A 14,054-nucleotide genomic window follows, 5' to 3' on the forward strand; every position below is an offset into this window, starting at 1 on the left:
TGCATGGCCATGCATACCAGAGGCATAGATATTTGGATTCATCTGCCTCAAGAGCGCCCCAAAGTACGAAACACAGCATTCACTTCACTGGGAGATAAACATGACAAACAAAGAATTGGAAACTCTGCAGCAAGCTATCGATCGAGAAAGCCGTCCATTATTAGGTAAGGGCCTGAAACTCGCACTAATTGCGAATACACTGATTTTAATCCTTGGTGCTGTTCTCGCATATCTCAATATTTACATCAGTTATTTCTTCATCATTGCTTCTATGACGATTTTCATCATTACTGCACTTAACATGCCAATTCCTTGGGACTATGCCAATGAAGAATTTCATCGCCAAACCTTGCGGACGTCCACGGTAGCGACCTTGAGTGCGTCGCTTTCCATTCAAACATTAAATTTTCTTGAAGAGCAGAAAAAAATGGACACGCAAAACTGTCTGAGAGTTGAAAGCTTGTTCTATTTGCTCACTATCGAAAATGATGCGAGAGAAAAATATCGATTCAAAACGATTGCTGAAAACCAGGCGGCAGCACTCAACAATCACGAAAACAAATGACCCGTTTTCTGTACGAAAAAATCGGCGAGCAGCTCTCATTGGTGTCATATCGCAGTCTTGACCCGCCTATAGGGAAACACTGATTAATTCATCGGGGACCGTTTGCTGCTGCGGCCTGACCTGAGACAATATCGGTATCGCCACCGTCCACCATCAACCATGCAAAAGAGCTTCTCCCACCTTGAATACGCCACCAAGAAGAAGCTGACCTGGCACGACCGCTTCCTGGCCGAGATCGACAGCGTGACGCCGTGGGGCAAGCTGCACAGACTGAACGAGCCGTTGTATCCGAAGGTCGAAAGCGCCGGTCGGCCACCGATTGGGCCGGCGCGCATGCTGCGCATGTATGTGGCTCAGCAATGCTTTGGCTTGTCTAACGAAGGCATCGAAGACGCGATCTACAACAGCCAATCGATTCGCGCCTTTGTCGGCATCGATCTGGACCGCGATTCGGCGCCGGACGCAACAAACCTTTCGGAAGTTCCGCCACCCGCTGGAAGCCAACGGGCTGATGCGCCAGATCTTCGACACGATCAACGGGCACTTGGCCAAAAAGGGTCTAATGATGCGCGAAAGCACCATCGTCGACGCCACGCTGATTGCCGCGCCGCCGTCGACCAAAAACAAGGACGGCAAGTGTGATCCAGAGATGCACCAATCGAAGAAAGGCAATGACTGGCACTTCGGCATGAACGCTCGCGTCGGCGTCGATGCCGCTTCGCGCCTAGTGCATACGGTCATCGGCACGGCCGGCAATGTCGCCGACGTGACGCAGGCACACGCACTGCTGCACGGCGACGCCGGCTACCAGGTCGTGGAAAGCAATCCGAGAACATCGGCAAATCGGTGACGTGGCATGTGGCCATGAGGCGCTCCAAACGCAAGGCGCTGCCCAACAATAAACTGAGACGCTTGACGGAAAATCTGGAGCAATTGAAAGCTAGTGTCCGGGCGAAAGTCGTGCATCCGTTGCGTGTCGTCAAGAATCTGTTTCGTCATCGAAAGACGCGTTATCGCGGCCTGGCCAAGAACACTGTACAGCTCTTACGTTGTTCGCCTTTGCCAATCTGCTGCTGGCCGGCAGGCGCTCTACGATCACTGAATCCCGTAGTCTGTCTTGATGACAAAAAGACGTGAGTATCGCGTCAAATCGAACGAAAAACGGGCCTGAGTGGCGCGACGGTTGGCTATTTGGCGCGCTAGCGAATTGATCAGTACTTCCTTAGGGGCCCGGGTATCCTGCCAGACGGCTGGCGTGCGATCTAGTCGCAGCCCAATCCCACGACGAGATCGTGGCTGGCCTGTCTATTCCCACTGCCCGGCAGAGACTCTCGCCGCGCTCAAGTAAAAGCTAGCCGTCTTTCGCCATAACGGACTGTGAAGGATGTCATATCCCACCGAATCAGCAGCAGAGCGCCTGCTTCTGAATGCTATTACGGCAGAGCTAGTTACGACAGCCTTCCCCAACTTGGCATTCGGCGGCATGATGCCAAAGCAGTAGCTTGCTCTAGGCGCTAAACATCTACTTTGAGCGCGATCTAAAAATGGTGGGATTACCCATGATGCTATCGCAAACAGTTGTATTTCTGCAGCTGGCAATCACGCAGCTATGCCGGATGAAGCGGGCACAGCAATTTAAACTTTTTTTGCCACTTATTCCATCTATTCAGAATTATTATAGATCGTTGATTACATGGGGAACTTTTTAATTTCGACGCATTTTTGAGAGAATTTTCTACCGCTTTTATTGCCACTTTTCTCCATCTTGAATAACGATTTGAGGTGGCCGCCTGGCCAAAGTATCCACTGTAAAAGTAGGTCCGGAATACTGCCTCCTGAAGTGAGCTGCTAATCAAGCTCGACGGTGGAGCTGTCATGCGATTGCGAAGCAGCGCGAGGTAGACGCCATGCAGATCGGTAAAAATGCTCGGTAAATACGGCGAGGCTGCCACTGATTAGAAAAGCAGCACCTGTCCGTAAACCATTCAGTTTGCGCCTTTCAGAGCAAGGGCAACGAGTTATACACATGCTTGTACACCGAAAATGGGGATAACTTCTCATGTATAAATGATAGCTGGCGACTTTGCATCAAAGCGTATGACGTACAACGATCTTTGCAAACTGTGCCAATGACTCCCAACCGCATCTCTCCGAACAGTGCAAACATGGCGATAGGAGGTTAACAGAAAATACGACATTTTACGGCTCTTGGGCATGTATACCATGATGCATCGTTCCATGCTGTCGGCCCAGGTATTACCTCGCATCACTCAAGCTCCACTTGAATATGAACGGGCATCGCAACGATTAGGCGAGGAGATTTTTGTGATGGCCGGCGTCGCTCGCCTTGTCGAAAGACCGTGCGACGAGACCGTACAATACATCCGTGGCAGCAGCATCTCGTCAATACAGAATACAGGTCAAGAACTGTAAATCTAAAATACAATACCTATACTGTGAAAAGCACAGCTGGAACTACCTCATGCGCTATCCACTCAGAACACTTCAGCAACTACGGCCTCTTCTAGTCGGCTTTCGCAAGCAAGCCGGCTTGACCCAGCAAGCCGTAGCAGAGCAGCTCGGCATAACACAGCAAAGTTACGCACAATTCGAGGCCAATCCCGCATCGACCAGTGTTGAACGGCTCTACTTGGTATTGCGCCTGCTCGGTGTCGAACTCGTACTAATCGACAGTAATAAAGCTGATCATCCTGGCGACATGAAGTCCACGCCTGCGGAAGCGCTCGGGTGCCCCTACTCTGTCCCGTGTAATAAAGGCCCCCAAAAGTCGGCCCAAACAGGCCATGAAAATGCAAGCACCGGCAAAAATCGTTCCCCCATCCGCGAAAAAAGAGATCTGGTGATCCACGGGAAAAAAGCATACGCACAGAGTCACAACATCTGTCAGCCACCACCACACATCATGCCACCATCTTTTCCACTTCCAGCCAATCCTGCAGTTGGGACTTCACTTCGATTGCGCTAACGCCTCGCGCAGCATCACATACGATGCCAGCCATATTGATCATCGTTACACCAGCGGAGGTCAGCAGACACATTTGCATCACCTCGGGATGATGCTCCCGCCAACCACGCACCGTTTCAGCGATGGAGCGATCATCTGACGTCAGGACATCGATAACACGCTGTCCGAGCCGTCCTAAGTTGCCCTTGAGTGTCTCGGGTTCCTGCGCTTCCTCCTCTGAGCGCAGAAAAACAACACACACATCGGGATATGGCACAAGCAGACCCTCAAGAACAGGCGCCCAGACATAGCGGCGCGTCATCTCTGGACTTCCTTCCGATGCGAACAGTACGCCATTGGAGCGAATAAATAAGACGCGCGCCCTCAATGGCAACGGATGGCATACAAGTGAGCGCATAGACAACGCATCCTTTCTGGCTAAACATTTTAAGATCGAAACCACTGTACATTAACACAGTTATTTCCTAAAGGCGCGCCGGAAAGCTGAACTCTGCGCATCGTCAAAATGCTCTGCGCCAGTCCGACGAGTAACGGTAACCGCTACAGAGGTGAGGGAAAGTAAGTGTTCGCTTTCGCCAGTACCGTTGACGGCGAAGAGATTGTCACCTCGTTCGCCCGACCATTGGAAAACAAGCATGGGGGCTACGTTGGTGCAACGAACCTCTGCCACCCACGGCGTTTGGGGTAATCCCCCCATTTTTAGAGCGCGCTAAAAGTAGAGGTTAAGCGGCCAAGGCAAGCTTCTGTTTTGGCGTGATGCCGCCAAGTGCCATGTTGGGCCGGTCGTGATTGTAAGTCCACAGCCAGCGGGTTGCAAAATCCTGGATCTCATCGAGCGTTTCAAACAGGTGATGGGCCAGCCAGTCGTAGCGCACCGTGCGGTTATAGCGCTCGACATAAGCATTCTGCTGTGGCTGGCCAGGCTGGATGAGGTCGATGCGAATGCCGCGCTTGGCGGCCCAGGCCAGCGTCACAGCGCTGATGTACTCCGGGCCGTTATCGCAGCGAATGACCTGGGGTTTACCACGCCATTCGATGATCCTGTCGAGGGACCGGATGACCCGTTCAGACGGCAATGAAAAATCAATCTCGATGCCGAGCCCCTCACGGTTGTAGTCGTCGATCACGTTGAACAAGCGGATGCTACGGCCATCGGCCAGTTGGTCGTGCATGAAGTCCATCGACCGGGTGTCATTGATCTGTGCAGGCACGGCCAGCGGCAGCGGTTTTTCGCGCACCAGGCGATGTCGCGGCTTGATCCGCAGGTTCAGTTCCAGCTCGCGATAGATCCGGTAGACGCGCTTGTGATTCCATTGAAAACCCTTCACGTTGCGCAAATACAGGAAGCACAGGCCGAAGCCCCAGTTGCGCTGCTTGTTGGTCAGGCGCACCAGCCAGTCGGCCACCAGGGCGTTCTCGGCATCGAGCTTGGCGCGATAGCGATAGCAGGTCTGGCTGATGCCGAACGCCTGGCAGGCCAGTCCAATTGTGGCTGAACGCTGGGCCACGGCCCATTGCGCCATCTCCCGCCGCTGAAATGGCGTTACCACTTTTTTGTCAGGGCCTCCGCGACGATCTCGGCTTTCAAGCGTTCCTCGGCATACATCTTCTTCAGGCGCCGGTTTTCGTCCTCCAACTCCTTCATGCGGGCCATCAGCGAGGCGTCCATGCCGCCGAACTTCGAGCGCCATTTGTAGAACGTGGCGTTGCTGATGCCGTGCTCGCGGCACAGCTCAGGGACGGGCGAGCCGCCCTCGGCTTGCTTGAGGATGGCGATGATCTGGCTATCGGTAAAACGGGACGTCTTCATGCAGAACTTTCAAAAAATCTGAATTTGGAAATTTCTACTTTTAAACGCGATCATTTGGTGGGGAGATTACCCTTCATCCTCACCGGCCAAGTGCTGGTGGAGCTGGCGTGCGGCAGCGCCCAGCACCATCGGCTGAGCTACATCCAGTGGGCCTAGCTCATGGACCAGGTGTTTCGCCGGATTCCTGCTCCGGGACAATCTCTTCATCTAGCGCTGCTGGCTTGGTGATCCGCTTTGCCAAGCGAGTTGAAATCGACGAAACCCGCTGCACCAGGCGCTCGGCCAACACCGTCTCTTGCGGACCAAGCATTGGACGAAGCTGCTCGACGACGGCCGACGTCGCAGCCGGCAGCCGGCCAGCCATGTTTAGCGCTAGGTTCATCATGTATCTCGGCGCAACGCCGAGAGAGTCTGCGAGCTCTAGGACGTGCACTCCGGTGATCTTGCCGGGCTCCGTTTCACCGGCGATCTCGAAGGCGAACTTGGCGGCCAGGCCGGGATAGACCCGCGTGCACATCATGTCGTAGAACGGCGCGAGGCGTAGTCCTTTTGGCGTAGCGATGATCGACAGGTTCTTCGCGTGCGAGTCGTCGTTTCCCGCGCACAGGTTAAAGAAGAGCCAGCGCAGCAGCTGCAGCCGATCGACTGCAGGGAGCGCTGAAGCGCCCAGCAAGTCATAGCAGTCCTTGAACGATGGGCCACCCTCGGCCTCGTATTTGACATCGGACGGCTTGACGAGCATTTGGCAGAAGTCGGCCTGCCAGATGCGTTTGAGAGAACCATCAGGCTGCCGCTCCCGATCGTATCGCTCGACGAGACACGCGCGCGTGTTTGGCTGATACGCCACCTTCGCGGTCTGAAGTCCGCACTTTTCTGCCGCGAGCATGATAATTGTTTCGTTCACGGATGATGCAAACACCCTGATGTCGCTACGCTGGATGTCGGGCTTGAGGATGTGCGTGGATGGCGCGTTGCCCATAGGTCGAGCAGGGTTGCCGTCCTCGTCAACGTAGAGGAGGAGCTTGAACTGCGCGCCAGACAGGGACATACGAGGAGCAGGCAAGGCTGCTGCCTCGCGCTCGATCTCATCCCGCTCTGCTGACTGGGCGCCGTCAGCGTGGACTAGAAGATCTACTTGATCCCACGTCAGATGCTGGTAGACGGGAGGCTGCAAGGTCTCGCCTTCAGGCACTAGCACGAAGGCGCCGGCGCTCTCCCCTCCGACGCGCGCGAGTAAGCCGAATACCGTTGAGACCTTTTCTCGCATGCTGATGACCTTGCGCTGGTCACCTTCTGGGAGAAGGTTTTCGAAGAAGGCGGCGACCGCAGGCGTCTTGACTTGGCCAGGCGCCAATGGCAAACCTGGCACGATGGGCTCGGCGCCGGGCGTAGCCAGCCACGTGTCGCTGTAGCTAAATGATAGGGGGTCAGTATTGTGAAGCGTACCGACCTGCCCGTCTGGGCCGTACACCCAGAGGGCGTCGGGGATGCGCTTGGCAGATGCTTCTTTCGAACTCACGATTTCTCCTTGATTACGAGCTCAAGACCAAGAAGGGCCAGCACATCGAGCACCATCTGCATCTGCAAGGTCTCTTTGCCCCGCTCCAAGTCGATGAGGAAGCGATTGCTTTTCCCAGCAAGTCCAGCCAGGTCAAGCTGGGTAAGACCCTGCTTTTTTCGCGCAGCGCGCGCGATTTTGCCAAGCTGAACTGTTGAAGTCACAGTCTGATAATTTGAACTAGACATATTTTCCTCAATGTGATCGAGCTGTCACATTTTAGCATATTATTTTTGGAAATTACTCAAATATGAGCAAGCGATCACTTTTTTCTTAATCAAGCATCAGGGTAGAAGAATTGTGATTGCTCGATCATATGCAAAGTCAATCCTTACTACTTGAACCTATATCTGCTGAAGAATCGCAACGGCCTGGAGGTAGACGACACCACCATACTGGCGAGCGGCACCGCCGAATACGACGCGGCGTTCATCATGGCCGGGCGCAGCATCAACAAAGCTTGCGCGACAATGGGTGCTGAAAAAGGGCTACGACGCGACTGCTTTCATCAAGGGACCGCGCCGCCTGGGTGTGACGCCGCACGCGGCCCAGAAGTGATACAACGCACCAGCTAGAGGTCAGCCCCTCCTCGCTCAACGCGCCAGAACCAGGCACGGGGGAGCCACGACATTATCCTTCACCTCTGTCAAAAAGCCCCAGTAGCCTTGCATCAACTATGGCGAGCTAAACACCTAGGTGCCTCCGACTTGTAAAACTACTCGTTTAAGACTGACGCAACGCTTCCCATTTTTCAGCTTAACTTTGATGCGGGGACAGAAAATCGAGTAAAGCCAACATACGCTAAGTAATTGATTTCTTTGGTAAACATGTGGTCCTAACTTTGACGATAGCCAATCGCAGCAGAGAAGATTGTCTACGCGCTGAGTAGACGGTTGAGCTGGCGCCATTTTTGAGGAGCCTTGCCCAACGCACCACCGCTCGGCAATTGCACGAATTGGATTCATAACGTATCATTTGTTACGAAACAAATGATACGTAACGTAATAGACTCAGGATACAAATGCCCCGCCTCGCCACCATCACGCAAGATCACGTCAACGCCATTGCAAACCGCCTCAAATCCACAGGAACAAAACCGACCGTTCGTCTGATCATCGCCGAACATGGCAGCGGAAGCCCAGGGACAGTACATCCCATGCTCAAGAACTGGGAAAGCGGCCAGCCGCAACAGGCAACGGGCATCACCCTCTCCCCTGTCCTGATGCGCGTACTGCAGGAGCATTTCGGCCAAGAGGTGGCGCGCGCGACGGCGGAGGTGCAATCGCACCTGGCAAACAGCGAGGAAACAGCAGCGGATCTAGCGCGGGAAAACAAGCAATTAGCAGAGCAGCTTGAAGAGCACGAGGACAATATCGGTCAGCTCATGGACGCCAACGCTGCCCTCCAGGGCCGTATCGACCAACTGGAACGCGACTTGGCAAGCGCGCGCGAAGAAGCCCTGACGCAACGCGCTGTCGCCGAGCGCGTTCACACCGAACTGGCAAAGCTGGAAATGCGGCTGGAAGCCATGCCGCGCCTGGAAGCCGACCTGGCTTCTGCAAAAGCCGAGTCAGAGTCTGAACGGCGTGCACGTACCGCTGCCGAGCAAACGGCAGCAGTTAGCACCGCCCAGCGGGAGCATTTAGCCGAGCGCGTAACCGAGAATAAGCTGCGCATCGAGTCCCTGGAAGGTCAGTTAACCACCAGCCAGGAACGGGAGCGCCGCCAGGTCGCCGAACTAACATCGACACGCGTGGCCATCGAGGCGGGCAACGCACGATTGGAGCAAGCAGAACGCACCATCAGTTCGCTCAGGGAAAACCTCGCAGCCTCGCGCTCCAGCGAGCGCCAGGCAATCGAGACCACGGCTGAATTGCGCGGCAAGATCGCGGCCTGACTAGGCCTGATGCTGGCATAAATCGATGCACATCGGAACGCCAGACATCACACCAGGAAACCCCAAAACCGGCGCAGCTAATCAGCGCTGCAATCTGAAGTAACTTCCACCAGGGATAGCGGCGCTAACGCACTCACTTTGCAGTGGCGTCAGAATTCGACGATCATGTTGTTTAGCTGTAACTGCTCGATTAGCTGCGCAGCTAAGCAAATACAAATGCATAAAGGAAAACGACCAGCACGTCAGAGGCTTCAACGGGGACGCTAGCGAAAACCAGTCTGATAAAGAACAAACTAAAAGGGCATAGCCATGAACGTAAAAACCGAAATCAGCAAGTTTCACGCTCTGCTGTACCTTGCCGGCATGCGGTTCGATGTGGACGATGAGATCGCCTATCAAAAACGGCTCTTGCTCTCTCTAGGGGCAGCCCCTGATGAGGAAATCCACAATCGAGATGCGCGCAAATACATCTCGACCAGTCAAGCAGAGGTAGCGCTAGCGTCCGTGCGACAAGGAGCCATGCTTGCTGAAGTTCCTCTTAAAAGACAACCCCATATTAGCCAAAGCAAATACAGCCCAACCCCAAAGGAAATTTCCGCAGCCTACTTGCGCGCCCGCGGCAAGTAAACATATACGCACATTTCCGGCGCAACGCACGGCGCATGATTAGGCTGACGATCGCTGCTCGCAGTATCAACACCAGCTATTGCCTCGCTGTCGCTCCAGACCAACTTGCAGGGATGCTGCGTATCTGCCAGGCGGGGGAAGAATGCCAGCCACAACAGACGTACCCGCAAAGAAAATCATGCGCCATATCCGTCAGTTGGCGAAACAATGGACAGTACGCAGCGCCATCTAGTGACAGGCGACGCACAGGCAATCCCTGCCGTCTGGCAGACATACTTCTGCCGCCGCACGCACGAAGACTAGCCGGCGCCCGCCGGTATGGGCACTGCGTCAACCTCGGCCAATACTCCCGGCCGGCGCCGCTCCCACGCCCTGATTTGATCGAGCGCACCCTGCTCCGTGTAGATCATCGTGGTATCGACACTGGCGTGGCCCAGCGCCGCCGCAACATCCACTACGCTATGCCCGTGCAACAACGTCGCCTTGGCGAAGGTGTGCCGCAGCCAGTGCGGCGAGGCCTTCAGCAATTCAGTGGCGGCATCAGGCATGCCTTCGCGCTGCAGCACCTGCGCCGCATCCGTGATCCGGCCCTTGACGATCTTGTAAAGTCCCTGGCGCGTGGTGACGCTGCCCCAGGCGCCAAAGAAACGCCGGTCGGCCGCACCCTTGATGGTGCGCGCGTTGATCGACAACGGCCGGGTGCGCGGAGACAGCACGATGGGCTGCACTTCATTCGGAGCGGGCAGCGCCGGGAGCCCGAAACCCAGCCGGTAGGCAATCAGCGCATCCATCGCCACGCGGGTGAGCGGAATCGAACGTTCATTGGCGCCTTTGGCATCCTCCTCATCGACGCGCACCACCCAGTAGGTTTTACCCGCTTCCGGATCGCTCAGCGCATACACAGCCCCCATGTTGGCGCCCACCAGTTCCGAGGCGCGCAGACCCGTTTCGCGCAGGAAGACCAGGACAAAACGGTCACGTAAATGCCGCTGATACGCCACCTGTCCCTCGTCCCGCTGGCGCTCCATCACGCCCAGCACCAAATCATAGATGTCGGGCGCAATCGAACGGCTGGTGTCCAGCCGGCGCGGCTTTGGTGTCCGGGTCAGTATCATGGGGTTGACGCGCAGGTAGCCGGTGCCATGGAAGGCCGTGAACATCGCGCGTGCAAACCGCATGATGTCGGCCTGGCTGCTTGGTGAAGGCTGTTTGCGGAACGGCGTGTAGCCCATGTCGCCAGCGCGCGCCCCGCGTGCCGAGATGGCCCGCACCGGCAGGGCGCTTAAAAAATCGCGAAACGCCTTAACGTCCGGAATCGTCCAGCGCGACGGCGGAAGACGGGCGATCTGCTCGCAGTACCAGCGCAGCTTGGCCAGGTGAAAACGGTACGTTGCCAGCGTTTCACGGGAACTGTTGCGGCTATTATCGGCCACTTCGCCTAGCCAGATCTCCGCTGCTACCCAGTCGTCGCTGACCGCGCCGAACAGGTGCGCAGGCGGCGCCGTACTCGCCAGCGCGTCTTGCGATCCATAGCTGGCCAGCTCACTCATCGGACGGGCCCGCCATTACGCTGGCCGGGAATCGGCGCACCATGCCGGTAGGCGATCTGGCGGAACGTCTCCAGCGTCGCCTCCTGATCCTTCAGCTGCTGCACCAGATAGGCATTGTTCTCCTTAACCGCGCGCGTCTCGCCGCGGACCTCATCCATCGCCCGCAAAGCAAACTGACGCATGTCCTGCAGCGCCTGGGGCAGCTGCTCGCTCGCCTGCGCCTGCTTGGCGGCCGCAGCCTGGGCCAGCACGAGCTGCTCCTGGTACATGGCAGCCTGGCTCTGCACCACTTGTAACTGCGCTGCCAGGCGGGCGGCCGTTTCGCGCGCGCTGGCCAGCTCCGCTTCGGTACGGTCCAGCCGCTCGCGCAGGTAATCGGCATGCGCACGGTGCTGCTGCAGCAGCGCCTCGGTGCCCTCCTGGTCTCGCCCGCTGGCGGCCAGTGCCTCCTTTACTACCTGGCGCAACAGCTCGGCCAGCGGTGCACCGCCCTCACCTGCCTGGCCAGTGACTGCGGCAACGGCGGGAACCAGGGCCAGGCGCTGTTCCAGGGCCGTCTTTTCGGCAGCCAGGGTGGTGGTTGACGGCCGGCGCTCCGGTGCATAGGCCGCCAGCAGGCGCCGATACACATCCGGACCATAGGTGCGACCGGTGGCGCTGTGCACAGCCGCGACAAAGTCGCGTACAAACGGACGGTGGTTGCGCAGGTCATTGGCGTGGCGGGTCACGATGGCAGGCAGCAAGGCCAGCAACGCGCGCGCCTCATCATCGGCCAGGCTGAAGGACGGGCGGCTCATGGCCTTGCTCCGAGGCTGGCCATGCAGTGCAACGTTTCGCAAGCGGGCAACACTTCGACCCGTGGCATCGCATGGCCAGCGTGCGCCAGCGGCGGGGAATTCAAAAGGGCATAGGACAACATCATTCGCTCCCGCGTCGGGGTAAGGGACCAGTGGTGGCGGCGCTGCTGGGCACCACCGCTGCTGGACAGCCTCGGGGCGGGCGCCAGGGCGCCGCGTGACAGGTAGTTTAACCGGTATAAAGATACCTGTAAATATCATCTAGTTTACTTAGCAGCGATTAAGTAAACAAACTAATCGCAACTCAGTTTGAAAACGATGGACAGCTATTTAATGCTCTCCAGGCACTTCGCAATACCCCATGGCCGTCATTTCAGCATGCACTGGTACGACCTCCGCCACGCAAGCACTGCGCTCTTGGCCCGCTGACTGCCTGCGCCCACCCCTTATTCAGTCCGTGAACGATGTTTCTGCAGGCGGGCGCGGTGACCTCCCCTTCACCGTTCCATGAGCCAATGCCATGCGCGGCTTATGCGCAGTGCCCCACCGGCTCCAGGTCGCCTGCAGCAAGTGCAAGCTGTCTCATTTGAGCTATACTATCGTCTTAAAGGAGATGATCATGCCAGAGTCAAAATTCCTTCTGAAGCCAGCGCTGACAGCTCGCACTGTCAATGTAAAGACTACCCGCTCAATGGCCGGAGGCACTGCCACCCCTCAGATGCGTGCAGCTCGCCACAACGCCATCAAGGTGCAAGTCACACTCTACGGATTTGATCCACAGGACCGGATCGCGGTGATACGGCAAGGCATACCCGCGTCGACGATCAGCAGCCTCTCGTCACGCATGGGTATGAGCAAAGAGAGTTTGCTGTCCAGCTTGGGGCTGTCCCGTGCCACCATCAGCCGCAAGGAGAAAGATGCCACCGTGCTGTCGAAGGATGAGTCGGAAAGAGTGCTTGGTATCGAAACATTGATTGGCATGGTGCAGAGCATGGTCGAGCAGTCCGGTAATCCCATGGATTTCGATGCGGCTCGCTGGGTGGCCGAATGGCTGACAAGACCATTACCCGCACTAGCTGGCGCAACGCCTGCGAGTTACATGGACACCTTTGAAGGCCAAAAGTTAGTGACAGAATTGCTCTCCATGAGCCAAAGCGGAGCATACGCATGACAGAACTATGGCGCATTGCGGTGGAGGCACCAGCATACGCTGCCGATGATCTGAGCGGTACCGGTGCCAAGATGACGGGCGGGCGCTGGAACAGCAAGGGTACACCCATGGTCTATTGCTCATCGAGCATCGCCTTGGCTACCCTCGAAACCGTCCATTATCTGCGTGGTGGTGGGTTGCCTTTCAACCGCTATCTGGTGCAAATCGATATTCCAGATCCGGTGTGGAATACCCGCGAAATCCTCCACCCGCTTCCCGGCGGCTGGGATGCCATCCCGGCAGGCATGTCGGCCAGAAGAACTGGTGAAGGATGGATTTCTGCAGGGACAAGCGCCCTCCTGGTGGTACCATCTGTGATCGTTCCCGACGAGTGCAATGTATTGATTAATCCCCAGCATGGCGATGCCAAGTCGATTGTGGCAACTACTCGCAAGCGTTGGATATACGATCCACGCTTCTTCCCCTGACTTTCCTAAAAGCATTTTCTAGCGATGTGATTGAGGGGGCGCTCGAGACATCCCCTGCACTGTCACCAGCGAAAAAGCATACAGGCCCCATAGGCAGTGGCTCATTCTCACGCAAACAAACCATTCGGTAATTTCTTGAGCCAGTCAATACAGCAATAGCACCACTCATCACGCCATCTGCATGTCTAAGGCGAACACAGTAGTTACGGACATGCTGCTCGCATCATCGCTATCAATGGCGGCACAATCCGCAGCCAGAACTTGACGCAGAAGATGAATACCGGCTTCGTACCTATCCTGGAACAGAGCAGATGTGCGTAAACAGCGATGGCAGCACCAAGGAATACAACCACATGCCTCGTCGCCTAGCATCGTTCGCAGGGCATCCTGATGGCGAAATTCGAATGCCGTTCTCTACGGTGTGCCATAGGTGCGTGTCTATCTCACACTGCGCCAGCCACCATCTACACGATACGACTCCCATCGAAAGAATAGCGATCCCGCCGCAATGGCGCCACTTGACATGGAATGTTGCTCTGGCACGTTTCAGGTCTGATTAATGCGGCTTCCGGGCAAAATGGCGGCTGGCATTTAGCCTCGTCGGCAAGGTGCCCAATGCGGCCGGC

13 protein-coding genes and 1 pseudogene are annotated in these 14,054 nt (G+C 56.4%); 8 read left to right on the forward strand and 6 right to left on the reverse strand.

The annotated features are described in order from the left end of the window. Positions 1-100 precede the first annotated feature (100 nt). The 3 genes and pseudogenes from AC1RJW_RS28160 to AC1RJW_RS28170 all read left to right on the forward strand — a co-directional run bounded on the left by AC1RJW_RS28160 (position 101) and on the right by AC1RJW_RS28170 (position 3,551). Positions 101-565: a hypothetical protein gene (locus AC1RJW_RS28160; protein ID WP_493047846.1), complete on the forward strand. Its 465-nt coding sequence runs from the start codon at positions 101-103 to the stop codon at positions 563-565. A 159-nt stretch (positions 566-724) separates the two neighbouring features. Next, positions 725-1,686 (forward strand): annotated as a pseudogene (locus tag AC1RJW_RS28165) (IS5 family transposase). A 1,361-nt stretch (positions 1,687-3,047) separates the two neighbouring features. Beyond that, entirely contained in the window at positions 3,048-3,551 is a 504-nt protein-coding gene (locus tag AC1RJW_RS28170) for a helix-turn-helix domain-containing protein (RefSeq protein WP_493047847.1), read from the forward strand. Here AC1RJW_RS28170 and AC1RJW_RS28175 read toward each other — a convergent pair. From AC1RJW_RS28175 to AC1RJW_RS28190, 4 genes are all read right to left on the reverse strand, one after another. Further along, entirely contained in the window at positions 3,487-3,852 is a 366-nt protein-coding gene (locus tag AC1RJW_RS28175) for a hypothetical protein (RefSeq protein WP_493047848.1), read from the reverse strand. The genes AC1RJW_RS28170 and AC1RJW_RS28175 overlap by 65 nt on opposite strands. A gap of 421 nt (positions 3,853-4,273) precedes the next feature. Further along, positions 4,274-5,361, reverse strand: a protein-coding gene (locus tag AC1RJW_RS28180; RefSeq protein WP_493047849.1) for an IS3 family transposase whose coding sequence is annotated in 2 segments (ribosomal slippage) — positions 4,274-5,109 and positions 5,109-5,361 — 1,089 coding nt in all. Because the reading frame shifts where the segments join, the coding sequence is not laid out codon by codon here. Positions 5,362-5,518: 157 nt separating this feature from the next. Continuing rightward, a complete protein-coding gene (locus AC1RJW_RS28185) occupies positions 5,519-6,880 on the reverse strand; it encodes a type II toxin-antitoxin system HipA family toxin (protein ID WP_493047850.1) in 1,362 nt (453 codons plus the stop codon). Continuing rightward, complete coding sequence (locus AC1RJW_RS28190) at positions 6,877-7,107, reverse strand: helix-turn-helix domain-containing protein (protein WP_493047851.1); 231 nt, start codon at positions 7,105-7,107, stop codon at positions 6,877-6,879. Before AC1RJW_RS28190 ends, AC1RJW_RS28185 begins: the two co-directional genes overlap by 4 nt. 150 nt (positions 7,108-7,257) lie before the next feature. On the opposite strand from AC1RJW_RS28190, the gene AC1RJW_RS28195 reads away from it, so the two are divergent. From AC1RJW_RS28195 to AC1RJW_RS28205, 3 genes are all read left to right on the forward strand, one after another. Next, entirely contained in the window at positions 7,258-7,494 is a 237-nt protein-coding gene (locus tag AC1RJW_RS28195) for a hypothetical protein (protein ID WP_493047852.1), read from the forward strand. A 446-nt stretch (positions 7,495-7,940) separates the two neighbouring features. Next, on the forward strand, positions 7,941-8,816 hold the full coding sequence (locus AC1RJW_RS28200) for a DNA-binding protein (RefSeq protein ID WP_493047853.1): 876 nt from the start codon (positions 7,941-7,943) through the stop codon (positions 8,814-8,816). A 309-nt stretch (positions 8,817-9,125) separates the two neighbouring features. Beyond that, positions 9,126-9,443, forward strand: coding sequence for a hypothetical protein (locus AC1RJW_RS28205; protein ID WP_100877069.1), 318 nt, complete (start codon positions 9,126-9,128; stop codon positions 9,441-9,443). A 299-nt stretch (positions 9,444-9,742) separates the two neighbouring features. Here AC1RJW_RS28205 and AC1RJW_RS28210 read toward each other — a convergent pair whose 3' ends face one another. Continuing rightward, positions 9,743-10,993, reverse strand: coding sequence for a tyrosine-type recombinase/integrase (locus tag AC1RJW_RS28210; RefSeq protein WP_493047854.1), 1,251 nt, complete (start codon positions 10,991-10,993; stop codon positions 9,743-9,745). Next, positions 10,990-11,790 (reverse strand): hypothetical protein, encoded by an 801-nt coding sequence (locus AC1RJW_RS28215; RefSeq protein WP_493047855.1) that lies wholly within the window; start codon positions 11,788-11,790, stop codon positions 10,990-10,992. Before AC1RJW_RS28215 ends, AC1RJW_RS28210 begins: the two co-directional genes overlap by 4 nt. Positions 11,791-12,409: 619 nt before the next feature. On the opposite strand from AC1RJW_RS28215, the gene AC1RJW_RS28220 reads away from it, so the two are divergent. Together AC1RJW_RS28220 and AC1RJW_RS28225 are read left to right on the forward strand one after the other, a co-directional pair. Further along, positions 12,410-12,961 (forward strand): Xre family toxin-antitoxin system antitoxin, encoded by a 552-nt coding sequence (locus AC1RJW_RS28220; protein ID WP_493047856.1) that lies wholly within the window; start codon positions 12,410-12,412, stop codon positions 12,959-12,961. Continuing rightward, positions 12,958-13,428, forward strand: coding sequence for an RES family NAD+ phosphorylase (locus tag AC1RJW_RS28225; RefSeq protein ID WP_493047857.1), 471 nt, complete (start codon positions 12,958-12,960; stop codon positions 13,426-13,428). The genes AC1RJW_RS28220 and AC1RJW_RS28225 overlap by 4 nt, the downstream gene beginning before the upstream one ends. Positions 13,429-14,054: the final 626 nt, after the last annotated feature.

It is taken from the genome of Janthinobacterium sp. GW822-FHT07A03 (assembly GCF_058798815.1).

Coding starts and splice junctions, on each gene's coding strand:
- AC1RJW_RS28160 (WP_493047846.1), top strand. CDS start 101: ATGACAAACAAAGAATTGGAAACTCTGCAGCAAGCTATCGATCGAGAA.
- AC1RJW_RS28170 (WP_493047847.1), top strand. CDS start 3,048: ATGCGCTATCCACTCAGAACACTTCAGCAACTACGGCCTCTTCTAGTC.
- AC1RJW_RS28175 (WP_493047848.1), bottom strand. CDS start 3,852: ATGACGCGCCGCTATGTCTGGGCGCCTGTTCTTGAGGGTCTGCTTGTG.
- AC1RJW_RS28190 (WP_493047851.1), bottom strand. CDS start 7,107: ATGTCTAGTTCAAATTATCAGACTGTGACTTCAACAGTTCAGCTTGGC.
- AC1RJW_RS28200 (WP_493047853.1), top strand. CDS start 7,941: ATGCCCCGCCTCGCCACCATCACGCAAGATCACGTCAACGCCATTGCA.
- AC1RJW_RS28205 (WP_100877069.1), top strand. CDS start 9,126: ATGAACGTAAAAACCGAAATCAGCAAGTTTCACGCTCTGCTGTACCTT.
- AC1RJW_RS28210 (WP_493047854.1), bottom strand. CDS start 10,993: ATGAGTGAGCTGGCCAGCTATGGATCGCAAGACGCGCTGGCGAGTACG.
- AC1RJW_RS28215 (WP_493047855.1), bottom strand. CDS start 11,790: ATGAGCCGCCCGTCCTTCAGCCTGGCCGATGATGAGGCGCGCGCGTTG.
- AC1RJW_RS28220 (WP_493047856.1), top strand. CDS start 12,410: ATGCCAGAGTCAAAATTCCTTCTGAAGCCAGCGCTGACAGCTCGCACT.
- AC1RJW_RS28225 (WP_493047857.1), top strand. CDS start 12,958: ATGACAGAACTATGGCGCATTGCGGTGGAGGCACCAGCATACGCTGCC.